Consider the following 23,307-nt stretch of genomic DNA (forward strand, 5'->3'; position numbering starts at 1 on the left):
AAAATTTAAAATAACAAAATCATGAGTGATACACTTAATAAAACACTAAAAGGCGGAGAATTCTTAATCAAAGAAATTCCTGCAAACGAAATCTTCACTTTAGAAGAACTTTCAGAAGAACAAAAAATGCTTCGCGATTCGGCGAAAGAATTTATCGACAGAGAAGTCATTCCTCAAAAAGAAAGATTTGAGCATAAAGATTATGCTTTAACTGAAGAAAAAATGCGTCAGTTGGGAGAAATGGGACTTCTTGGAGTTGCCGTTCCCGAAGAATACGGCGGTCTTGGAATGGGTTTTGTCAACACAATGTTAGCTTGCGACTATTGTTCAGGAGCAAATGGCTCATTAGCAACTGCTTACGGCGCTCATACTGGAATCGGAACGCTTCCTATCCTACTCTATGGAACGGAAGAACAAAAACAAAAATATCTTCCGGATTTAGCGACTGGGACGAAGTTTGGAGCGTATTGTCTTACTGAACCAGATGCAGGATCTGATGCAAATTCAGGAAAAACAAGAGCCAAACTTTCTGAAGACGGAAAACATTACATCATCAACGGACAAAAAATGTGGATTTCCAATGCAGGTTTTGCTGAAATTTTCATTGTTTTTGCGAAAATTGATGACGATAAAAATATTACCGGTTTCATCGTTGAAAAAACAGGAACTGAAGGTCTTACTTTCGGTGAAGAAGAACATAAATTGGGAATCCGTTCGTCCTCTACAAGACAGGTTTTCTTTAATGATATGAAAGTTCCGGCTGAGAATCTTTTAGGTGAAAGAAACAATGGTTTCAAAATCGCTTTGAATGCTTTGAATGTTGGTAGAATTAAATTAGCTGCAGCAAACCTTGACGGACAGAGAAGGATTTTAAATCATTCTCTTCAATATTCTAACGAAAGAAAGCAGTTTGGTGTTTCTATCTCAACTTTCGGAGCGATCAGAAAGAAACTAGCTGAAATGGCAACAGGAATTTTCGTTGCAGAAGCAGGTTCTTACAGAGCTGCAAAAGATGTTGAAGATAAAATCAACGAATTGGTTGCTGGCGGAATGAACCATCAACAGGCTGAATTAAAAGGTGTTGAGGAATTTGCTGTGGAAGCTTCAATCTTAAAAGTTTTCGTTTCCGATTTAACACAACACACTGCGGATGAAGGAATTCAGATTTATGGTGGAATGGGATTCTCGGAAGATATGCCGATGGAAGCAGCTTGGAGAGATTCAAGAATTGCAAGAATCTACGAAGGAACCAACGAAATCAACCGTCTTTTAGCGGTCGGAATGTTGATTAAAAAAGCAATGAAAGGCGAACTGGATCTGCTTTCTCCTGCAATGGCGATTTCTAAAGAATTAATGGGAATTCCAAGTTTTGATGTGCCGGATTATTCTGAATTGATGAGCGAGGAAAAAGCGATTTTAGCAAATCTGAAAAAAGTTTTCTTAATGGTTTCCGGAGCTGCACTTCAAAAATTCATAATGGATATTGAGAAACAGCAACATTTATTGTTGAATGCTTCTGAAATTTTAAATCAAATCTATTTAGCTGAATCTGCAGTTTTAAGAGCTGAAAAACACTTCTCCGCCGATTCTGTGGAAGTTGCGATGGCTCAACTAAATCTTTACAAAGCCGTTGAAAAAATCATTGTTGCAGCCAAAGAAGGAATTATTTCTTTCGCAGAAGGCGACGAACAAAGAATGATGCTTTCCGGATTGAGACGGTTTACAAAATATACCAACAACCCGAATGTGGTAGCTTTAACTGAGAAAGTGGCTGCACATTTTATTGCAAAAGGGCATTATTAAAAACATTTTAAAGAATAAATCTTAAATAAAAATGTTTCATAAAACCTGATTGGCTTAAAACCAGTCAGGTTTTTTATTTAAATTTCATAATTAATTATCTTCCGATTTCTCGCGATAATCCACGAAAATCTTTTGAAAATAATTTAAATTTGCGGCTCCTGATTTAATGATCTTCCCGTTTTTATAAACGTTATATTTATTCTTTTCACTGTTTTTTATTTTTAAAATCCAGAAAAATTTCATCTTTAATTTTTCCTGAATTATCAGTTTTGAGATAAGCCAAAGTTTGAGGCGCAAATTTTTCAGCATAGCTTCCGTAAAAAAATATCAAAAGAGCATCTTCTTCACCGAAAAAATCTCCTATGTTTTCAAATATGGCATCTAAATTATCTAAATCCGATTGAATATTTAATCCGTAAAAAAGGTTAATTGTTTTATCAGGATTATCATTTCCTAACAGATATTGCTGTTGGTGTTTTGATATTTAAAGATTATTCGTATTTTAGATAAAAAAACATGAAAGTTATTCTCGGAATATTTATTTTAATATCTGCAAGTTTTTCAGCACAGGAGAAAAGGGCTAAAACATTCAGGAAATCAGATACATTAAGGTCCGAAATGTTAATGAAAGATTTAATAGCAAAAAATCCGGATATTTTAAAGACAAATGCGTCAAAACAACCAAGCAATATCTATAAAATGCAGGTTGCAAAACCGAAAGACACTTCTGTATATTTAAGTCTGAAAGAAGGAGATAAAGATTATTCCAAACATAAGATTTTAAATTCTATTACCCCTGAACTCCCTAAAAAAGAAATTAAAAAATAATTGTTTTCAGAAATTATTAATTTTAAAATTGTTGATAAAAAACTTTAAAAAACATTTGTTTTTTTGAACCGTTTTATATTTTTGTAGTCTATTATTTAGCAATGACAAAAGAAGAACTTCTATATAAAGCCATAAAAATAGCTGATAAAGCGCACAAAGGTCAAAAAGACAAATACCATGCTCCATACATCGCCCACGTAATGCGTGTAATGGAATACGGTAAAACCATGGACGAGAAAATTGTGGGAGTTCTCCACGATGTAGTTGAAGACAATCCACAGGATTTCAGCATTGAATATTTAAGAAACGAAGGGTTTCCGGAATATATTCTTTACGCAATCAGCTGTCTGACCAAATATGATCCCGATGAAGTTTACGATGATTTTGTAAAAAGAACTGAAAGATCACCTTTGGCAGTTGCCGTAAAACTGAATGATCTGCGCGATAATATGGATTTGAGAAGAGTAAACCGAGAGCTTACTCCGAAAGATATTACGAGATTTAACAAATATCTGAAAGCGTACCGGTATTTATCTGACAAATATTAATCTGCTCCCGGGAAATGATATGTTTTTGTTTCCTGGTCTTTTGTTCCGTCGATGTTGATGTTTAAAGCTAAATATACGAAATGTACATTTTTGTTTCCTTTTGCATCAAATTCTCTTTGCCAAAGATAACCGCTTACGATACCAAAATTTTCATCAGCCTGATATCCGAAACCTCCATATAATCTGTTTCTTGCAAATGTTGGTTTCATAGGTGTTACGAAGAATACTTCGTCGTAAACGTTTGCAAATACAGTTCCGGGCTCTATTTTTTTCGCATTTAGAGGAACCGAAACATTCAAACGGTAACGGTAACGCATTCTTTCAGAATTTTTATCGGTTTTAGGCTCATAAAACCAAGATTTTTCTGCTCTGAAACGGTTTTCAAATTTCACGCTTCCCTTTTTGAAATCAATAATATCCTGTAACCAAACCCTGAATTCTTCTTTATCAATTGCGTGATCTTTATAGGTAGCATATCTTCCCAAACCAACGAACGGTTTGTGATTTTTGGTCAGATTGTATCCTAGACCACCTTTTATTTCGTAATAATCCGGATAAGTGTATTCTTCAATACCTCTCATCTGACCTTCTGCATACAGGAAAAATTTTGGATGAAATTTATAAGTCACAGTCAGTGCATTAAAAGCTGAAATATGTTCCTGAGCGCTAAAAAGACTCACCATCAAAACAAAACCAAGACTTGTAATAAGTTTCATCCAAAAAATTTTTGCAAAAGTAAATGATTTAACAATTCGGTAATATTAAGTTTACTTAATATTAATATTGTAAGTGAAACCTAAATGAAACCATCTCTGAGGCATCGGAACTCCAAATGTTTCAGTGTAGTCAGAATCTGTAACATTATTAATCAAGATATAAACTGAAAGATCATTTTTTGTAAAGCTTAATTTTTCATCCAAAAGATTATAACTTCCTAGATTCATACGATCATTATATCTGTAGACCAATTCGTTGGTGAAATATTTTAAGAATTTATTATTCAATTTTGCTACAAACTGATGTTTAAGATTATCAAGCACATATCTTGAATATCCATCATTAAATTCTTTAAATCTATTATCCAGATAAGTATAGCCAAGAGTATATTTCATCCAGTCAAAAACCTGATGTCCCAATTCTACTTCAATACCTTTTACTTCTGTGTCGCCAATATTTTTAGCATACCAAACAGGATCTTGAAGCGAATTTTTCACCCAATCAATTGCATCACTTGAACTTCTGTAAAAACCACTTGCTTTTGCCAGGATATTTTTCGTTTGATATTGATACCCAACTTCTGCATATACTGCGCTTTCAGGAAGCAGGTTTTCGTTTCCTTTTTCAGTTTTGCTTGAATAATATAAGTCGGTAAAAGTCGGTACACGATGAACTTTTGAGATATTTCCGTAGATTTTATTGTTCTCGTAGAAAGTATATCCAATATCCAATCCCGGATAAAAGAAATTTCCTTCATTAGAATAATTTGCCCACGAAATTCCTGGTGTGATATTTAATTTTTTATCTAAAAGAGACAAATGATGCTCAAAGAAAACCTGAGAAACAAACCGTTCTCTGTTTCCCAAATTGTTACTTGCCAAAAATTCTTTTCTTAATTCTACACCCAATCCGGTCGTCCCTAAATTGGAAGTATAACTGGAATTAACTTCACCTCCGACATTATTTCCGATGTGCATATTTCTGTAGATTTCAGGTTTTTCTCTGTTAAAAAGATACATATCCTGCCCTCTTCGCCAATATACATTTGAGTTCAATTTTAATTTTCCGAAGTCTTGTTGGTAAGCTAAACTTACGATTGAAGCCTGAAGTTCTTCATACTGTTCAGTTGCAGCAGGTGAAGAATAAAAACCGTTGGCTCCAAATTTTTTCTCGGAAATCCCGGCTTGTAATCTTATGCTTCCATCTTTTATTTTTAACTGATTCTGATAGAAAACGTTTCTCATCTCAAAATCAGTATTGTGTCTGTAACCTTGCGAAGAATTTGAGTTGGCCTGTAATAAATTTGAAAATTTTTTATTTCCAAAATTGGCATTCAAACCCATTCCAAAACTTTCGTAGTCTCCTATTTCACCGCTTATCTTTACACGTTTTCCGGGATTGGCTTTTGTAATAATATTGATTGCTCCGGCATATGCATTTTGTCCGAAACGTCTTGCTGCAGGACCTTTGATGATTTCAATTCTTTCAACGCCATCCAGATCAATAGGAACATTCAGAGAATTGTGACCGGTTTGAGAATCATTCATTCTGATACCGTTTAACAACAAAAGAACTTGTTCAAAAGAGCTTCCACGAAAGCCAATATCACTTTGAACGCCATTTGCTCCTCTCCTTCTGATGTCCATTCCGGGAATTTGCTGTAGAATTTCGTCGATGCTTGTAGCAGGTGAATTTAAAATATCTGCTCTCGTTATAACAGAAATGTTTTGATTGGCATTTTTATACGGAGTTGAAATAAATTTCCCCTGAATTTCTATGGAATCAATGTCGGCAGTTTTTTCCTGTGCGTTCATACTGCATATTCCAGCTAGAAAAAAAGCTGCGAGTAGTTGTTTATTCATTTTACTTTTAGTTTATTTTTGAAGCCTCCAAAATTAGGAGACTTTCCCACACCAGCAAATGATAGATGTCATAAAAAAAGATGCCGAAACGTGCATCTTTAAAGGGAATTCTAAAATGTAAATTATCTTTTTCTCATTAAATGTGTATACAAATGTCTGAAAAAATCTCTCATTTTAACACTAATTTAATATTACAATTTTACAATAAAAATTAATACAAAACAACAGCAAAGTACAATCAGTTCTAAAAATATCATATTGGGAAAATATTATTTTTTTAAGCAAAAATTCAAATTTCGATCATAAAATATCCTTCTTTTACAGTCGATTTATTTTAATTAAAATCCGTCAGAATTTCGTATTTTTGTTGGTCTTAATTTTACTATGGCTCCAATTACAGAAATAGATATAAAAAAACAGGTTTTCGTTAAGAATGCACATCTTAACAACCTGAAACACATCGATGTATTAATTCCTAAAAATAAACTGATCGTCATTACGGGAGTTTCCGGAAGCGGAAAATCTTCTTTAGCTTTTGACACCATTTATGCAGAAGGGCAAAGACGTTATGTGGAAAGTTTGAGTTCGTATGCACGTCAGTTTTTAGGCAAGCTTGAAAAACCTAAAGTTGATGATATCAAAGGTTTAGCACCTTCTATTGCGATTCAGCAGAAAGTAATTTCATCAAACCCACGTTCGACGGTAGGAACTTCTACGGAGATTTACGATTACATGAAGCTTTTATTTGCAAGAATCGGGAAGACATTTTCTCCGGTTTCTGGCGAGGAAGTGAAAAAAGATTCGGTTTCTGATGTGATTGATTACATTAAATCAGCGAAAAGCGATACTTCATTTCTTTTAACCGCACCTTTGGAATACGATATTGAAAATTTTACTGAAAATTTAAATATTTTAAAACTTGCAGGTTTCACAAGGCTTGAAGTTAACGGAAATGTTGCCGGAATTGAAGATTTGGAAAGTTTTGGTTTTATTCCGGAAAAAGGAATGATCATCAATTTGGTGATCGACCGTTTTTCATATGAAGATGATGAAAGCTTTCTTCAGCGTTTGGCAGATTCTATTCAGATGGCTTTCTATGAAGGTCGCGGGTATTGCTCGTTAAAAAATATTGAAACCGGGGAAAAGAAAGATTTTTCCAATAAGTTTGAACTTGACGGGATAGAATTTCTTGAACCGAATGTTCATTTTTTCAGTTTTAATAATCCTTACGGAGCTTGCCCGACTTGTGAAGGCTACGGAAAAGTGATCGGTATCGATGAAGATCTGGTTATTCCAAATAAAGCATTATCGGTTTTTGAAGATGCAATCGCATCATGGAAAGGTGAAACGATGAGCGAATGGAAGAAAGATTTTATTAAAAAAGCAAAAGATTTTCCAATTCATAAGCCTTACCATCAATTAACCAAAGAGCAGAAAAATTATTTGTGGAAAGGTGACGGAAAAAGCACATTTCCATCGTTAAATAATTTCTTCAGAATGCTTGAAGAGAATTTATATAAAATTCAATACCGTGTCATGCTTTCCCGTTATCGAGGAAAAACGCTTTGCCCGACTTGTGAAGGCTTACGTTTGCGTGAAGAAACGACCTGGGTGAAAATTGATGGTCACAATATTCAGTCGATGATTGAACTTCCTTTGGATGAATTGTCACCATTGATCAGCAGCTTAAAATTGTCTGATCATGATAAAGAAGTTGCCAAAAGACTCTTGTACGAAATCACTACCCGACTTGAATTTTTACTGAAAGTCGGTTTGGGATATTTAACTTTAAACAGAACATCAAATACACTTTCCGGTGGTGAAAGTCAGAGAATTAATCTGGCGACAAGTTTGGGAAGTTCTTTAGTGGGTTCCATTTATATCTTGGATGAGCCGTCGATCGGTTTACACTCAAGAGATACCGAAAACTTGATTGGAGTTCTAAAAAACCTTAGAGATTTAGGAAATACCGTAATCGTTGTTGAGCACGATGAAGACGTGATGAGAGCGGCAGATTACATTATCGACATTGGTCCTGAAGCAGGATATTTGGGTGGAGAATTGGTTTTTGCAGGAGATTATAAGGAATTGAAAGATGCTGATACGCTGACTTCAAAATATCTGACAGGAAGACTTGAAATAAAAGTTCCTGAAAAACGCAGAAAAGCCAAAGAATTTATTCATATCAAAGGGGCAAGATCAAATAACCTTAAAAATATAGATGTTGATGTTCCTTTGGAAAGCCTGGTTGTAATTTCCGGCGTTTCGGGAAGTGGCAAATCTACTTTGATGAAGGAAATTCTGACAAATGATATTCAGATTCAGTTGGGAATGGGTGGTAAAAAAGGTGATTATGATTCTGTGGAATTTCCGAAAAAACTGGTTAAGCATATTGAGTTAATCGATCAAAACCCTATTGGAAAATCTTCAAGATCAAATCCTGTAACCTATCTGAAAGCATACGATGACATCAGAGATCTTTTTTCCAAACAAAAGGTTTCTAAAATGATGGGTTATAAACCTAAACATTTCTCCTTCAACGTTGATGGCGGAAGATGTGATGAATGTAAAGGTGAGGGTGTGATCAATGTTTCGATGCAGTTTATGGCAGATATTGAGCTGGAATGTGAAGTTTGCAAAGGGACCCGTTTTAAAAGTGAAATTCTTGAAGTAAGATTTGACGAAAAAAACATTTCAGATATTCTTCATATGACGGTAGATGAAGCTTTGGCATTTTTCAAAGAAAATAAAGAAGATAAAATCGTCACAAAACTAACTCCTTTGCAGGAAGTAGGTTTGGGATATCTGCAGCTAGGACAAAGCTCTTCTACCCTTTCCGGTGGTGAGGCGCAGCGTGTGAAACTGGCTTCTTTCCTTGTGAAAGGGGTGACAACAGACAAAACATTATTTATTTTTGATGAGCCTTCTACAGGATTGCATTTCCATGATATTCAGAAATTATTAAAATCACTTCAGGCTTTGATCGATCTCGGGCATTCTGTGATTGTCATTGAACATCAACCCGATATTATGAAATCAGCCGATCATATTATTGACATTGGTCCGGAAGCTGGGAAATATGGTGGAGAAGTAGTTTTCGCCGGTACTCCGGAAGATTTAGCTAAAAATAAAAAATCGCATACAGCAAAGTATATTAAAGAAAAGCTGGAGAATTAAAATAAGAGAAAGAGAGTCAAAAATGACTCTCTTTCTTGTTTAAGCACAAATTGCATCAATTTCTATGAATAAATTAAGTATTATACAAGAATGGACTCTGCTGAATAAAAGTTTCATCATCAATTTGAGAAACCAAAAATTCCGCAAGATCTGTTGCACTGATATTTTCGCCCTTACAATCTTCCAGATTTGCTTCTATTGTAAAAATTTCCGACGTTTGATTGATTACAGGCAACCTTACCAAAGTCCAATTTAGATGACTATCCACAAGAAGTTCATATTCTTTTTGCTTGTCTGCGGTAGTTTTAGGATAGTTTTGATACATCCAGTCGGTTGCCATTTTTACTTTCACATTTTTGTGATCAAATGGCGTATCTACATTTAAACCCGTTGTCACGATATATCTTTTAGTTCCATAAAATTTCATTGCTTTAATGATGTTTTTTGAGGCATCAGAAAAGATCGAATCTTCTCCTTTTGGCTGTCCCAAAGTACTTATGACAATAGTACAGTCTTTAATCAGATGATCGACAGATTCAAAATCCCTTACATCTCCTTTCACTATTTCAATTAAAGGATTTTCGATCGTAAAATTCTCAGGATGTCTTAATAATAATTTGATTGAATAATTTTTATCTGAAAGATTTTGAACAAGATATTTTCCGGATTTTCCGGTTCCGCCGATTACGGCTATTTTATTTGTTTTCATAATGTTTCTCTTTATAATGGATTGCGAGATTTTCAAAAATGACAAACTTGCCTTTTTTGATTTTTTAATTTAAATAATAGGTTATTGAGGTTCGTGAGTGTGAACCTTAGATTTTCAAGCAATAGAAATCAGCCTGAATTGGGTGATATTTATAAAGAGATTTTAATGACTTAAAGGTAAAAAAAATTGTTGATACAGTTTTATCTTTTGCAGAAATCTTTGAATCATTTTTCAGGTTAATAATCAGATTAAAAACACACTGAAGTTATTCACAAAAAATTGTTAGTAACTTGTGAATTTTAACATTTAATTCATTGCAGATAAGAAATTTATTCCTACTTTTACTATGTAATAAAACTGAAATGAATTCATTATTTGCTTTTTTCAGCTTTGAAATTGCAATTAAATTTGAAATAAAAATTTAAGCACAGCATCGTCGGCTGTGCTTTTTGTTGTTGTCTAATTAAAAAAATGAGATGTATTTATCTACTGGATCCGCTTCTAAAGAGCGGATTCTTTTTTATAATTAAAAACCGACAAGTAAACTTATCGGTTCCTGAAAAATTAATATGAATATGAATTATTTTATTTATAAATTCATTTCAAATATATGATTATTTAGAATCAATACAAATAATAATGTACTGACTTTTATCATTTCTCTTTTTTAAGCAATAATTATACTCTTGTAAGCTGATCAAGCTTTTTTAAAAGTGTCGGAATTCTGAATGATCCGTGCATCGTTTCAATTTTGCTTTTAATTTCATCAACATCAATTCCCATTGCAGTTAAGAACAAAGGTGTTTTACTTTCTCCTCGAAGTATGTTTCTTCTCTTTTCATCTAGTGACGAAAATTCATTTTTAGCAATACCGATAACCGCAAATTTCTGATCTAAAGCTTCAAAAAGATAACCTCCTAAACCAATTTTACCTTCATCATTTAAAGTCACAAAACCATCAACAATGATGATATCATTTTCTTTTAACTCAATTTTAGAAAGCAAACTCAAAATACAGGGCAATTCTCTTTTGTAAAATACTCCGCTTTCATAATCTGAAATGATTTTGGTTTTTTCGGTGAAAATCTCATTTTCTTTTTCAGAAGACCAGTCTTCAAAAGCTATACAGACTGTTTTGGCAAAATCTTCGTAATAGTAAGTGTCAAAAGCGTAAATCATCTTCGTTATTTATTAAAAAACTCTCCGAAATGCCACAAAATTCCGGAAGGATCATGCACAAAGCACTCTTTCCCCCAATCCATTGTGCGTACAGGTGTGAAGTTCGTTTCTTTATATTTCTCTTTAAGATTTAAAGCTGTTAATTCTTCCCAATATTTATCTGCACTTTCCACTTCTACAAAAATCATGGTATTTTCTATCCATTCTTTGGCGTAGTAATCCTGGAGGTAAAAAGCAATTTCCTGGTTTTTAAACACAGATAATTTACTTTCAAGCATTACTTCTTCAAATCCTAAATCCCTGTAAAATGCTCTGCTCAATTCAAAGTTTTTTGCGCCAATGAATGGTCTTATCGATTTTATTTTCTGTTTCATTTACTTAAGTTTTTCCAATGTTCGGAAGTCATTTCAAATTTGGTTTCATTTTTTCCGTGTTTTCCTGTTTCCTTCCAGCCGGATTTTCTGTAAAACGTTTCTGCTCTTGTGTTTGGCGAAGTTCCCAACCAGACCGTTTGATCAGTTTGGTCAAAATACCACTCGAGCATCACATTGTGTAGTTTTCTGCCAATCCCCTGATTTTCATAATCAGGATGTAGAAACAAAGCCCAGATATTATTTTCTTTTAGATCAACAATAGAAAATCCTACAATCTTTTCATCAATTTCGCAAACCCATCCTTTTCCTCTATTCATTATAAAATCTGCGCAATCTTCATCGGTAACAAGGTTTGGATCAGATAAAGTATTCTCCTTCACAGAATTTCTTACATATTGGATCTGCGGAATATCTTCACTTTTTGCTTCACGTATTGTCATTAGATATTTGTTTAAAAAACCTATAAGAATTTCTCATAGGTTTAGTTTAATATTTAGGCTGTTATTTTTTATCAACAATAATTCTTGCTTCTCTGTTTGCAATTTCCCATGCGGTTGCAAAAACCAATTGAGTTCTTTTCTGCAACATAGCGTAATCTATTTTTTCAACGTCATCGGTTGGTTTATGATAATCTTCGTGAATTCCGTCAAAATAAAATGCTACCGGAATATTGTTTTTAGCAAAATTATAATGATCTGATCTGTAGTATAATCTCTGAGGATCTTTCGGATCGTCGTATTTATAGTTTAATTCTAAGTTTACCGTTTTTTTATTGGCGGCTTCATTGATTACTTTCAATTCAGAACTCAGCATTTCTGATCCTATTACATATACATATTTCTTGCCTCTGTTTTCTGGATCATCACGACCGATCATGTCTATATTTAAATCTACAACTGTGTTGGCTAAAGGAAAAACAGGATTGTCAGAATAATATTCAGAGCCAAATAATCCATGCTCTTCACCGGTCACATGGAGGAATAATATTGATCTCTTTGGTCCGTTTCCTACTTTTTTGGCACTTTGAAAGGCTTTTGCGATTTCCATTACGGCAACCGTTCCGCTTCCGTCATCATCGGCTCCGTTATAAACCAGACCGTTTCTTGTTCCTACATGATCGTAATGAGCAGAAATTACAACGATTTCTTCAGGTTTTTCACTTCCTTCGATAAATGCTAAAATATTTTCAGAATCAGGTAAATTTCCGCCACCTCTTTGTTTCATATAATCAGCCGGAACTTTTTGGTAATATGAACCTAAACTTTTCGGATAAGAAACACCTAATGTTTTATAATAATTAATCATGTATTCTCCTGCTTTTTTCTGACCAGGGCTTCCCGTGTCACGTCCTTCCATATCATCTGCAGCAATGACGTAAAGATTTTTCTTTAAATCTTCCAATTTAATCATTTGATATGCAGATCGAAAAGCCTTATCACTTTTAGATGAGCTTGAGCTTGATGCTGCGGCCGTAGTTTGATTGTCTGCTGCTACTTTTGAACTTCCGCAACTTGCCACAATAACAGCTGAGAATATAGGAATCAGAAATTTTTTCATGTGTAGATTTTATTTTTAAAGGTCATATGTTATCGCCTTATCTTTACGGTGTTTGTAAATAAAAACCAAGCAAGGCGATTTCATTCGTAAATTATTTGTTTAAAAATAACAAAAATAATTTAACTGTGTTACGGTATCGTTTTTTTTATATATTTGATAAGCACTATGAAAAAAAATTACGGTTTTAATGATTTTAAGTTTTTCACTGAAATGTCTGAGCTCGCCTTCAGACATCAAAGCTTCGATCTTTCATTGGGACTGCCTGATTTTGAAATAGATCCGAGACTTCGCCATTACCTCAAAGAGTCTGCAGACATCATTAGTCACAGCTATGAATCGCTTTCAGGAAATCCTCTTTTGATTGATAATATTGTGAAATTCAATTCTCAACGAGTCAACAGTTTAAAATTAAAAAAAGAAGAAGTCAATATTGTTCCATGTTCTACTTTTGCGCTTTATACTTCATTAAAATCTATTTTGGAATTTGGTGATGAAGTGATTGTCATTCAGCCTTCTTACTATACCTATGCTCCGTCGATTGTTTTGAATGGAGGTGTTCCGGTGTATTATGATCTTGATAATGATTTTGCTATTAACTGGGAGAAGCTTCAAAACTGTGTTTCAGATAAAACAAAAGCGATTATCATCAACTCTCCACAAAATCCGACAGGGAAAATGTGGACGGCTTATGATTGGGAACAACTGTATCAGATTATTAAAAATCAAGAGATTTATCTTATATCAGAAGAAATTTATGACATTTACTGTTATGACGAAATTGAGCATTACAGTCCGTTTCTCCATCCCGAACTAAAGAAAAGAACGTTTTCTATATTTTCTTTCGGCAAAATGTTTCATGCTACAGGCTGGAAAGTGAGTTATCTTTTGGCTTCAGAAGAATTATTAGAAAATTTCAGATGCCATCAACAATACATTTCTTATAGTTCAAACGCACCTTGCCAATATGCAATTGCCAAGTATTTGGAAGTTTTTGATCCTTTAGATAATCAGAAAATCATGCAGAATAAAAGAAATATCTTCAATGAACTGACAAAAAATACTCCATTGGAAATCGAGCAAAAAGCTGAAGGTGGGTTTTTCCAGCTGGTCAATTTCAGAAATATTTCTAAAAGCATGACCGATGTTGAGTTTTCAAAATGGTTGACCGTGGAGAAAAAAGTTTCCTGTTTGCCGCTTTCTGCTTTTTATCATTCAAAACAAGATTCAGATTATATCAGATTTAGTTTTGCGAAAAAAGATGGTGTGATTATTCAGGCTTTGGAGTATTTGAAGAAGAATTTATAATTTCTTTTTAAATAATTTGTTATTTTGCTTAATCATAACTAAAAAAGCACTACAAAATGTAGTGCTTTAATCTATGTACATAAAAATTTTATAAAGAAAGAACTCTTACATCAATTCTTCTGTTCTTAGCCATGCATTCATCAGTATCATTCGCAGGACAAACGGGATATTGTGAACCGTAACCTTCTGCTTCTACTCTGTCGGCTGCAATTCCCAATTCCAATAACTTAAGTTTTGCAGTTTGTGCTCTAAGATTGGAAAGCTTCATATTACTTTCTTCACTTCCTAAATTATCTGTGTAGCCTCCCAGTTTTATTTTAAGATTAGGATATGCATTTAAGATTTCAGCTAAATTCATCAATTGAGTTTCTGAACCTGCCTTCAAATCACTTGAGCCTGTTTCAAAATAAAGATTTTCGATAGTAAACCATGCATTCGGATCTAAAACTGTCTGCTTATTATTTTTAATCTGATCGTACATTACATAAAGCTGACTTTGATCTCCTAATGAAATAGTTTTGCCACCTTTCAATTTAATTTCCTGAATATTTCCGATATTGTATACGAAATCTCCATTTTCGTTCAACTGACCAACAACTTCAACCGGAATAACTGCAGCACTTGTTCCTGCAATATTTTGATTAGCTGAATGAACTCCTGTCATTCCTGTAAGACTTGCGATTTTAGCTTGTCTGTTCGCATCAATTTTATCTTTATGCATTACTGCTAAAGTCGGTGCAATTACTAATGAAACAATAGACATCAGTTTAATTAAAATATTCATTGATGGTCCAGAAGTGTCTTTAAATGGATCTCCGACTGTATCTCCTGTTACCGAAGCTTTGTGCGGTTCCGAACCTTTATAATACGTTTCTCCGTTAATTTTTGCTCCTTTTTCAAACGATTTTTTAGCATTATCCCAAGCTCCGCCTGCATTATTCTGGAACATTCCCATTAAAACACCGCAGACTGTTGCTCCTGCTAAAAATCCGCCTAAAACTTCAGGTCCGAAAATAAATCCTACCAAAAGCGGAGAAATGATTGCAATTGCACCCGGAAGCATCATTTTTTTGATAGATGCATCTGTGGAAATGGCAACACATTTTTCGTATTCCGGCTCTGCCTTTCCTTCTAAAATTCCCGGTATTTCTCTGAATTGTCTTCTTACTTCTTCAACCATTGCCATCGCAGCTTGTCCCACTGCTGTAATTGCTAATGAAGAAAAGATAAACGGAATCATTCCGCCCACAAATAATCCTGCCAAAACATCTGCTCTGTAAATATCAATTCCATCGATTCCTGCAATTCCGACAAATGCTGCAAATAATGCCAAGGCAGTTAAAGCTGCTGAAGCGATTGCAAAACCTTTTCCAGTTGCTGCGGTTGTATTTCCTACGGCATCCAAAATATCTGTTTTTTCACGAACTTCTTTTGGTAATTCACTCATTTCGGCAATTCCTCCTGCGTTATCCGCAATCGGTCCGAATGCATCAATTGCTAACTGCATTGCCGTTGTTGCCATCATACCGGCCGCTGCGATGGCAACACCGTACAATCCTGCACACAGATAAGAACCGTAAATTCCACCTGCCAAAACAATGATTGGTAAAAATGTGGATTCCATTCCTACCGAAAGTCCGCCAATAATATTGGTTGCATGACCTGTAGAAGATTGTTTTACAATACTTTGAACAGGTCTTTTACCCATCGCAGTATAATATTCTGTAATGATACTCATTAAAGTTCCTACAACTAAACCCACCATGATTGCTCCGAAAACTCCCATTTTGGTAAATTCCAATCCACGTAAGACCATGGTTTCCGGTAATAAATAATTAACCAGGAAATAAGATGATATTGCCGTGATGACAATACTTCCCCAATTGCCAAGATTCAAAGCATTCTGAACACTTGATGTGGAAGAATCTTCATTATCATTGATTTTCACAAATAAAGTTCCGATCATTGAAAAGATAATTCCTGTTCCGGCAATCAGCATTGGTAAAAGAATCGGCGCAAAACCACCAAATGCATCATCTGACATTGTTTCTCTTCCCAAAACCATCGTTGCCAAAACCGTTGCAACATAAGAACCGAATAGATCGGCACCCATTCCTGCAACATCTCCTACATTATCGCCAACATTATCGGCGATTGTTGCCGGATTTCTAGGATCATCTTCGGGAATTCCCGCTTCTACTTTTCCTACTAAATCGGCTCCGACATCGGCTGCTTTTGTATAAATACCCCCTCCAACTCTTGCGAATAAAGCGATTGATTCAGCACCTAAAGAAAATCCGGTAAGAATTTCAATCGTTCTTTCCATTTCGTGAGAGTCTACCGGTGAATCCGGAGCGAAGATTTGTTTAATAATTAAATACAAAGCTCCCAATCCTAAAACAGCCAGTCCTGCAACCCCCATCCCCATCACAGAACCTCCTGCAAAAGAAACTTTTAATGCTTTCGCTAAAGAAGTTTTTGCAGCTTCTGCAGTTCGGACATTAGCTTTGGTAGCAATTTTCATCCCGATAAATCCTGCTAATGCAGAAAATACGGCACCAATCACAAAAGCAACACTGATGCTCCAGTGAGAATTTGAATTTGTCGTTCCCATCACAGCCAATAGAATGGCGACAATGACAACAAAATAGGTTAAGATTTTGTATTCTGCTTTCAGAAAAGCCATAGCTCCGTCAGCAATGTGTCCGCTGATTACTTTCATTCGTTCATTTCCTGCATTTTGTTTGGTTACCCAATTGCTTTGAAGAAATGTGTAGAGTAATGCGATAACACCAAAAATGGGTACTAGATAAAATAAGTCCATAGTTTAATATTTTTTTTGGTAATAGATTATTAAATATACCAAATATTTCTATTCATAAATTAAAATATTAAAAAGTATCTAAATTTTAAAGATTAATAGGAATATGAAATAAGAATAATGAATTTAAAATATCTTACAGAACAGCCAGATTTTATCAAATTAAATTACAGATACGTTTTTTTGGAATTATTTATTTTGAAACGTGGAATTGCGAGAAGAGTTTTGCTGTAGTTGGTAAATCCTTCCGTAAACCCTTCCAGCGTTTTAAACGCTGGAAGGGTTGAACGTTGTAAGTATGGAATATTGGTATAAATAAAAAAGAGCAAATGAAAACCATTTACTCTTTTTTATTTATAATTAAGAGAATCTTATCCTCCGAATTTGCTTGCGTAATCATTTTGAGAAGCGATAATTACTTTTCTGGCATGTTCAGCTCCGTAAACTTCCTGGATTCTGCATTTTGCAGGTTCATCCGGAAGGTTTTTGTATGTTAAAAAGTAGTGCATCAATCGCTTAACTTCAGCTTCAGGAAGCTCAGCAATATCTCTGAAATGTCCGAAAGCATGGTCGCTTACCATTACTGCAACAATTTTATCATCAGCTTCACCACCGTCGATCATTTTGAAACCACCAATTGGAATAGCTTCCATCAATAATCCACCAGAATGAATGTTGTGAGAACTTAAAACACAGATGTCCAAAGGATCATGATCTCCCATTGTAACGTCGTCTGCTCCACTTTCTACAGCCAGTTTCATTACTTCTTCGTTACAGTATGTTCTGGGAACAAAACCATATAATGCAGGAATAATGTTTGAGAATTTCTGAGGTCTGTCAACCTTCAAATATCCTGTAGCTTTATCAATTTCGTATTTAATAGTATCTGAAGGAACAATTTCCACAAACACGTTGACAACGTTTGGCGCATCTTCTCCTGCAGAAATCCCATGCCACGGATGTGCTTTAAAATTTGGAATCATTTATTTATCTTTATTTTTATAGTTTAAGCAATTATTAAAATCTCTCTTCGTAGATCTTCGATGGTTGTCCCGATATAATCGTCACCATTCATGTAATTCATGATGAAAACAGTTTTAAATTCATCAAGGTTCGGACTGTTATTAAGGCTTTCGTAAGTTTTGTGAAGCAAATCGATGATAGCAATTTTAGAATCTACGATATTTTGCCATGAGTTTTTCGTTAAATATAACTGTTGTGAAGAATTATATTCAAACTCTTCATTGATCGTTCTTTCCGTCAAAAATAAAAATTCGTGAGCAGCAAGATCTTTATCAAATTTCTGAATAAGATTGGAAGGCTTCATTCTTTCTAAAAACAGAGTCATTCTCTCGTAAGAATGGGTTTTGTTTTCAGAATTCGATTTTACTGAAAGTAACTTGATTTCCTGATTTTTTAAATTGATGTAAGTATATACAAACTGTCTCAGCAAAACCAAAAAAGGAATCGCTACAATCAGCGCAAAAGCATACGGTAAATAGTCTGAAAAATCTGTCATAATTTGAGGAAGCAAAATTACTAAATATTTGTTATTTAATCGTTATTTTAATAAGTTTTAATAAAAGCTTTGCCCACAAGTATTTAGCGCAAGTGAGAAATCATCAAAATGAGTTTATTTTCTTTGAAATTTAAACTAATTTTACACATTAGAAACCCCAAAAATCATTCATGTCATTCAAAAATTACCTTTCGAAATTAGTTTTTAGTACTAAAATCAGCCACAGTTTAAAATCATGGGTTTCATTGATTGTGAATTCAAAAAGGTATAGCTCAAGATTTGAGAAAAATAATTTAGATCTTAAAGATAACGAAACATTTATATATCATTTAAAAATTAAAGGTAAAAGAATTGACTTTTATCTTCGGACATTTAAAGGAGATATTGGTGTTTTCTATGAAGTATTCTGGAAAAAAACATATGCAAAACACCTTTCTTTATTAAAAAAAGAACCTAAAACCATTGTTGATTTAGGAGCTCATATTGGGATTACCTCCATTTATTTATCGCTGAAATATCCTGATGCAAAAATCTATGCAGTTGAAGCTTCTGCAGAGAATTTTGAACTGCTTAAAGCAAATACAAATTCATTCAAAAATATTGTTTGTATGAATGCTGCTGCATATTTTGAAGATGGATTTGTCAATTTCAGCAATGATGAACTTTCCTATAATCAGAAAATTTCAGAGACAGGAATTTTCACAAAGGCAATCTCAATAGAAACTTTAAAAAAGAATTTTAAAATTCCTCATATCGATCTTATGAAAATAGATATTGAAGGCGGAGAAATTGATTTATTAAGCAAACAAAATTTGTGGCTTTCAAGCGTTGACAATATTATCATAGAGATCCATCATCCTTATACTTCGCAAGGTTTAAATGAAGATTTAAAATCTTTCGGATTTAACATTAAGCGAAAAGAAGATTCTGTTTTGACGTTGACGAAAGATTAGTCTTTTAAATTTACAATTCAAACAGCGCAGGTCTTTGCGTAACTTCATGATAACAAACACTATTTTCGTCGAAGTAATGATACACTAAGCTTTTTCTGGTTTTTGATTTGTCTAAATGCGGTTCGCCACCATGTAAAATATTGGCATGCCAAATTAAGAGATCACCTTTTTTAGCTCTGAAAATCTCTTTCTTAAGACCCAGTTCTTTCACTTTTTCTTCAAGAAATTCTTCGTACGCTTTGTAACTCTTCTTCCCTATTTTGAAAGCCGAACCTTCATTGTCGTAATCCGAATTTAAAAAATAAGGCAATTTATGGCTTCCCGGAATATAATGTAAAGCTCCGTTAGTTTCATCAACATCTTCCAGAGCAATCCAGACTCCTAAAAGCCCACCAAGCGGATAAGTTGTCATATGAATGCTGTCTGAATGGGTTTTCTGCTGACTTCCGTTGATGAAATTGATGCTTTGAAAAAGTTTTGCCTGACCATCCATCAAAACAGAAAGAAATTCTAATAATTTTTTGTCGTTACCAATATTTTTAACGATTTCGGAATGATGAATCACAAACATGAGTTTGCCACCATAACGGAATTTCACAGTTCCATCAGACATCAGTTTATCTATTTCATTATTGATCTGATCGGCAATCTTTTCAGTCAGAAAATTTCTTAATACTAAAAATCCTTTATCGTCAAATTCAAGAACAGAATTTTGATTTTCTGAAGTGAGATTTCTGTAAAAATCAGTTTGCAGGAGTTTTGGATAATCAACTTTTCTTTCATCCGAAGGTAAACTTGAAAAATCTTTGCTGGAAATACTTGAAAAATAACTTTTATCCAGTCCAAATTTTTTATAAAGCGGAATATTATGTTTCAGTTTTTTCTTATTGAAAAAATTGTAAATGATATAAGGAAATTTGTAGTTTCGGATTTTATTGAGCATTCCTGTTTGCGTTGATAATTACCGTATAAATTTAAGAATAATATTTAGAACTAATCTAAACTACAATATTTATTTCTTTAAAAATCTGAAAAGATATTTTGGGCTTAAAAATTTTAAAAATAAATTCTTTTTTGAGGACTCAATTACCGGAAATGGTTTCAATTCGGGACGAAAACCTCTGAAAAACTCTTCAACATTGGGCAATTCGCTTCCTTCAAAATCAAAAATCTTTTTTCCTATATTTTCTTTTATGATATGATCTATAAGGATAGAAGCTCCGGAAATTTTCACATAATTTTTATCATTAAAACTACCCAGCAAGGCATTGGTTTTTTCATCCGAATAAACCGCAATCACATTGGTAATCCTGTTTTTATAATAATATGCATAAAAAAAGACTAACTCGCAAAGTGAAAAATTTTGAAAAATATTAGTAAAACGAACTGTATCGCTTTGTTTTTCTGCACCTAATAAATGAGATTGAATAAATTCTTTTGCATCATCAAAACCGATTAGTTTTACTTCAGAATCATTCAGAATTTCAGGATCGGAACGTAGTTTTCGTTTTCTTTTTGGTGAATATTTCGAATAAACATTTTGATAAGAATCAGGATAAATGATGTAGTTTTTTTTCTTTCTTAAATCTGAATTAAAACGATTCATATCATTGAAAGAATAAACTCTTATCAGGTAATTTTTCTCTAAATATGAAAGGAATTCTGTATTAATTTCCACAGAATCGATAGGCGAAAATATTCCTAATTGTTGGCAAAGCATTGGATTATGCACAATTTTCAAACCCAATTTAAACACAAAAGGAACCGGCATTATTGCCTCGTAATCATTGTAAATTAATAGCTCCCATTGTTTACCTGAAGTAATATCCAGAAAATCTTTTGCTGCAGAATATTTCCGCTGTGCAGAATTTTCTAAACATTTTGTGTATTTCTCAAAATCTATTTCGTTATATTTCAGTCTTTTAATCATAATAGGCCTTCGTCTGCAAAACTTAAATAGGATTTTTGGGTAATGATGAGATGATCTAAAAGCTGGACATTCATCAGATTTCCCGCTTCTTTAATTTTTTTTGTGATTTGAATATCTTCATCACTTGGTTTTAAATTTCCGGAAGGATGATTGTGCGAAATGATAATTCCGGTCGCAAAATGATCCAAAGCTGTTTTGAAAACAATACGAATATCGACAATTGACTGATTAATTCCGCCTTGGGTGAGCCGTGAAATATGAATAACTTTGTTGCTTTGATTCAGAAAAATTGCCCAAAATTCTTCTGTTCTGAGGTCTGCGAGATGAAGTTTTAAAATCTGATACGCATCATTACTACTCGAAATCTGCGGTTTTTCAGGAATTTCCTGAGACGCTCTTCGCTTTCCGATTTCCAAAGCTGTTGCAATTGAAATTGCTTTTACTTCACCAATGCCTTTAAATTTAGTTAAATCTTTTATGGTCAGTAAACTCAGCTGATGCCAATTATTATTGACCGAAGCCAAAATTTTTCTTGCCAGTTCCACGGCAGTTTCATCCCGGCTTCCGCTTCCCATAATGATTGCTAAAAGTTCGGAATCTGAAAGTGAATTTCTGCCTTTCAGCAAAAATTTTTCTCTGGGTCTGTCATCTTCGGCAAGAAATTTTATGGACATCGATTTTTTAGTAATAAATTATTTGGTTTAGGTAAAAGTCTAGTAAAATGCGTACAAAATGATTGGCTTCTTAGATTGGTCAATATATTTTGCAGTTTGATTAAAAGCGATTTTTGAAAGCATCGGGCAGCCCAAACTTAAACAGGCGAGATCTTCTGATTCCTTATCCGAAATACAATCGTAAGAATGAAGAACGATTGCACGCTGCATTGCATTGCTATTGGAAGAATCCAAACCCTGTAATCTGTAAGCTTTTCCAAATTTACCGACATAATTTTCTCTGATCTCGTATTTTCCCAAAGAAGATTGGTAAGAGCCTTCCACATTTGAAAATTTCAAAGAATTTGATCTCGAAACGACAGATCCTGAACCATGAGAAACGATGGCTTTTTGTAAAATTTTATCATTTTTCAGGTCATAAACAAAATAGCGAAATTTTCCTGAGTGTGTTTTAAAATTAATAAAAACGGCAATATCCTGATTGTAATTTTTTCCTTTCAAAAAATCTTTGATTTCTAAAATTTTAGCTGCCGGCAAAGTCAATTGATTTTGCTGAGATTGTGTTTTGGAGCACGAAATAATAAAAATAAACAGGAAAAAAAAATGTTTCATCATCAAAAATTGTGTTTTTATTCTATGATCATACCGTCTTTCATCACGAGTTTGCGATCTGTGATTTCAGCTAAATTCGGGTTATGTGTTACGATAACGAAAGTTTGGTTGTACTTATCTCTTAAATCAAAAAACAATCTGTGAAGATCATCTGCATTTTTTGAGTCTAAGTTACCCGTCGGTTCGTCAGCATAAATGATTTTCGGAGAATTGATCAATGCTCTTGCAACAGCCACCCTCTGTGCTTCACCACCGGAAAGCTGATTCGGTTTATGATGTAATCTATGTGCAATTTTAAGATCTTCAAACAAATCATAAGCTTTTTCTGTTGCTTCTTTTTCATTCGCTCCGGCAATTTTTGTAGGAATTAAAACATTTTCCAATGCCGTAAATTCCGGAAGAAGCTGATGAAACTGAAATACAAAACCAATATTCTGATTTCTGAATCTTGAGATCTGCTTATCAGTCATATTAATGAATGATTCGCCGTTCAAAGTAATTTCTGTCTGATAATTTTTAGGATTTGTAGGACTGTCTAAAGTTCCTAAAATCTGCAATAGCGTAGATTTTCCTGCGCCAGATTCACCGACAATTGAAACAACTTCGCCCGCTTTGATGTGAAGATCAACACCTTTTAAAACTTCCAGATTTCCATAAGATTTATGGATATTACTTGCTCTAATCATGCTTCAAAAATAGTGATTTTTTTTTGCTTTTGGCTTCTTGCCGACAGCTTTTA

At 33.9% G+C, this 23,307-nt stretch carries 21 protein-coding genes; 6 read left to right on the plus strand and 15 right to left on the minus strand.

Translation table 11 applies throughout. The features are described 5' to 3' along the window. Positions 1 to 21 precede the first annotated feature (21 nt). The 3 genes from K0R77_RS00395 (at position 22) to K0R77_RS00405 (ending at position 3,179) form a co-directional block, all read left to right on the plus strand. Positions 22 to 1,803: an acyl-CoA dehydrogenase family protein gene (locus tag K0R77_RS00395; protein WP_300346126.1), complete on the plus strand. Its 1,782-nt coding sequence runs from the start codon at positions 22 to 24 to the stop codon at positions 1,801 to 1,803. Between the two features lie 516 nt (positions 1,804 to 2,319). Beyond that, complete coding sequence (locus tag K0R77_RS00400) at positions 2,320 to 2,631, plus strand: hypothetical protein (RefSeq protein ID WP_300346128.1); 312 nt, start codon at positions 2,320 to 2,322, stop codon at positions 2,629 to 2,631. Between the two features lie 101 nt (positions 2,632 to 2,732). After that, positions 2,733 to 3,179, plus strand: a complete 447-nt coding sequence (locus K0R77_RS00405; RefSeq protein ID WP_300346129.1) for a phosphohydrolase — start codon at positions 2,733 to 2,735, stop codon at positions 3,177 to 3,179. Here K0R77_RS00405 and K0R77_RS00410 read toward each other — a convergent pair. Continuing rightward, on the minus strand, positions 3,176 to 3,895 hold the full coding sequence (locus K0R77_RS00410; RefSeq protein WP_300346131.1) for a DUF2490 domain-containing protein: 720 nt from the start codon (positions 3,893 to 3,895) through the stop codon (positions 3,176 to 3,178). The genes K0R77_RS00405 and K0R77_RS00410 overlap by 4 nt on opposite strands. 51 nt (positions 3,896 to 3,946) lie before the next feature. Beyond that, on the minus strand, positions 3,947 to 5,758 hold the full coding sequence (locus K0R77_RS00415) for a TonB-dependent siderophore receptor (protein ID WP_300346132.1): 1,812 nt from the start codon (positions 5,756 to 5,758) through the stop codon (positions 3,947 to 3,949). A gap of 384 nt (positions 5,759 to 6,142) precedes the next feature. Here K0R77_RS00415 and uvrA point away from each other — a divergent pair, with 384 nt between their 5' ends. Then, positions 6,143 to 8,935, plus strand: a complete 2,793-nt coding sequence (gene uvrA, locus K0R77_RS00420; protein ID WP_300346133.1) for an excinuclease ABC subunit UvrA — start codon at positions 6,143 to 6,145, stop codon at positions 8,933 to 8,935. Between the two features lie 73 nt (positions 8,936 to 9,008). Here the strand turns inward: uvrA and K0R77_RS00425 are convergent, their stop codons facing one another. The 5 genes from K0R77_RS00425 to K0R77_RS00445 all read right to left on the minus strand — a co-directional run bounded on the left by K0R77_RS00425 (position 9,009) and on the right by K0R77_RS00445 (position 12,754). Then, a complete protein-coding gene (locus K0R77_RS00425; protein WP_300346135.1) occupies positions 9,009 to 9,644 on the minus strand; it encodes an NAD(P)-dependent oxidoreductase in 636 nt (211 codons plus the stop codon). Positions 9,645 to 10,322: 678 nt separating this feature from the next. Beyond that, the gene (locus tag K0R77_RS00430) at positions 10,323 to 10,823 is read right to left on the minus strand and encodes an endonuclease V (protein ID WP_300346137.1); all 501 of its coding nucleotides are present in this window, start codon (positions 10,821 to 10,823) and stop codon (positions 10,323 to 10,325) included. A gap of 5 nt (positions 10,824 to 10,828) precedes the next feature. Next, positions 10,829 to 11,197: a glyoxalase gene (locus K0R77_RS00435; protein ID WP_300346139.1), complete on the minus strand. Its 369-nt coding sequence runs from the start codon at positions 11,195 to 11,197 to the stop codon at positions 10,829 to 10,831. Further along, the gene (locus K0R77_RS00440; RefSeq protein WP_300346141.1) at positions 11,194 to 11,637 is read right to left on the minus strand and encodes a GNAT family N-acetyltransferase; all 444 of its coding nucleotides are present in this window, start codon (positions 11,635 to 11,637) and stop codon (positions 11,194 to 11,196) included. The genes K0R77_RS00435 and K0R77_RS00440 overlap by 4 nt, the downstream gene beginning before the upstream one ends. 61 nt (positions 11,638 to 11,698) lie before the next feature. Then, positions 11,699 to 12,754 carry a M28 family metallopeptidase gene (locus K0R77_RS00445; protein ID WP_300346143.1) on the minus strand — a complete coding sequence of 352 codons (1,056 nt, stop codon included), beginning with the start codon at positions 12,752 to 12,754 and terminating at the stop codon, positions 11,699 to 11,701. Between the two features lie 165 nt (positions 12,755 to 12,919). On the opposite strand from K0R77_RS00445, the gene K0R77_RS00450 reads away from it, so the two are divergent. Beyond that, positions 12,920 to 14,059 carry an aminotransferase class I/II-fold pyridoxal phosphate-dependent enzyme gene (locus K0R77_RS00450; protein WP_300346145.1) on the plus strand — a complete coding sequence of 380 codons (1,140 nt, stop codon included), beginning with the start codon at positions 12,920 to 12,922 and terminating at the stop codon, positions 14,057 to 14,059. 88 nt (positions 14,060 to 14,147) lie between these two features. Here K0R77_RS00450 and K0R77_RS00455 read toward each other — a convergent pair whose 3' ends face one another. The 3 genes from K0R77_RS00455 to K0R77_RS00465 all read right to left on the minus strand — a co-directional run bounded on the left by K0R77_RS00455 (position 14,148) and on the right by K0R77_RS00465 (position 18,399). Then, positions 14,148 to 16,883 carry a sodium-translocating pyrophosphatase gene (locus K0R77_RS00455; protein ID WP_300346147.1) on the minus strand — a complete coding sequence of 912 codons (2,736 nt, stop codon included), beginning with the start codon at positions 16,881 to 16,883 and terminating at the stop codon, positions 14,148 to 14,150. A gap of 368 nt (positions 16,884 to 17,251) precedes the next feature. Then, positions 17,252 to 17,863: an inorganic pyrophosphatase gene (locus tag K0R77_RS00460; RefSeq protein WP_129533703.1), complete on the minus strand. Its 612-nt coding sequence runs from the start codon at positions 17,861 to 17,863 to the stop codon at positions 17,252 to 17,254. A gap of 23 nt (positions 17,864 to 17,886) precedes the next feature. Then, on the minus strand, positions 17,887 to 18,399 hold the full coding sequence (locus K0R77_RS00465) for a hypothetical protein (RefSeq protein ID WP_300346151.1): 513 nt from the start codon (positions 18,397 to 18,399) through the stop codon (positions 17,887 to 17,889). A 170-nt stretch (positions 18,400 to 18,569) separates the two neighbouring features. Here K0R77_RS00465 and K0R77_RS00470 point away from each other — a divergent pair, with 170 nt between their 5' ends. Then, the gene (locus tag K0R77_RS00470) at positions 18,570 to 19,352 is read left to right on the plus strand and encodes an FkbM family methyltransferase (RefSeq protein ID WP_300346152.1); all 783 of its coding nucleotides are present in this window, start codon (positions 18,570 to 18,572) and stop codon (positions 19,350 to 19,352) included. Between the two features lie 10 nt (positions 19,353 to 19,362). On the opposite strand, the gene K0R77_RS00475 is transcribed toward K0R77_RS00470, so the two are convergent. The 5 genes from K0R77_RS00475 to K0R77_RS00495 all read right to left on the minus strand — a co-directional run bounded on the left by K0R77_RS00475 (position 19,363) and on the right by K0R77_RS00495 (position 23,254). After that, positions 19,363 to 20,295, minus strand: coding sequence for a phytanoyl-CoA dioxygenase family protein (locus tag K0R77_RS00475; RefSeq protein ID WP_300346154.1), 933 nt, complete (start codon positions 20,293 to 20,295; stop codon positions 19,363 to 19,365). Between the two features lie 69 nt (positions 20,296 to 20,364). Next, positions 20,365 to 21,282, minus strand: a complete 918-nt coding sequence (locus K0R77_RS00480) for a hypothetical protein (protein WP_300346156.1) — start codon at positions 21,280 to 21,282, stop codon at positions 20,365 to 20,367. Then, positions 21,279 to 21,956 carry a DNA repair protein RadC gene (radC, locus tag K0R77_RS00485; RefSeq protein WP_300346158.1) on the minus strand — a complete coding sequence of 226 codons (678 nt, stop codon included), beginning with the start codon at positions 21,954 to 21,956 and terminating at the stop codon, positions 21,279 to 21,281. The genes K0R77_RS00480 and radC overlap by 4 nt, the downstream gene beginning before the upstream one ends. 39 nt (positions 21,957 to 21,995) lie before the next feature. Beyond that, on the minus strand, positions 21,996 to 22,571 hold the full coding sequence (locus K0R77_RS00490; RefSeq protein WP_300346160.1) for a murein L,D-transpeptidase catalytic domain-containing protein: 576 nt from the start codon (positions 22,569 to 22,571) through the stop codon (positions 21,996 to 21,998). 14 nt (positions 22,572 to 22,585) lie between these two features. Next, positions 22,586 to 23,254, minus strand: coding sequence for an ABC transporter ATP-binding protein (locus tag K0R77_RS00495; RefSeq protein ID WP_300346162.1), 669 nt, complete (start codon positions 23,252 to 23,254; stop codon positions 22,586 to 22,588). Positions 23,255 to 23,307 lie beyond the last annotated feature (53 nt).

Origin of the sequence: Chryseobacterium sp. (genome assembly GCF_029240215.1) — a bacterium.
GTDB lineage: Bacteria > Bacteroidota > Bacteroidia > Flavobacteriales > Weeksellaceae > Chryseobacterium.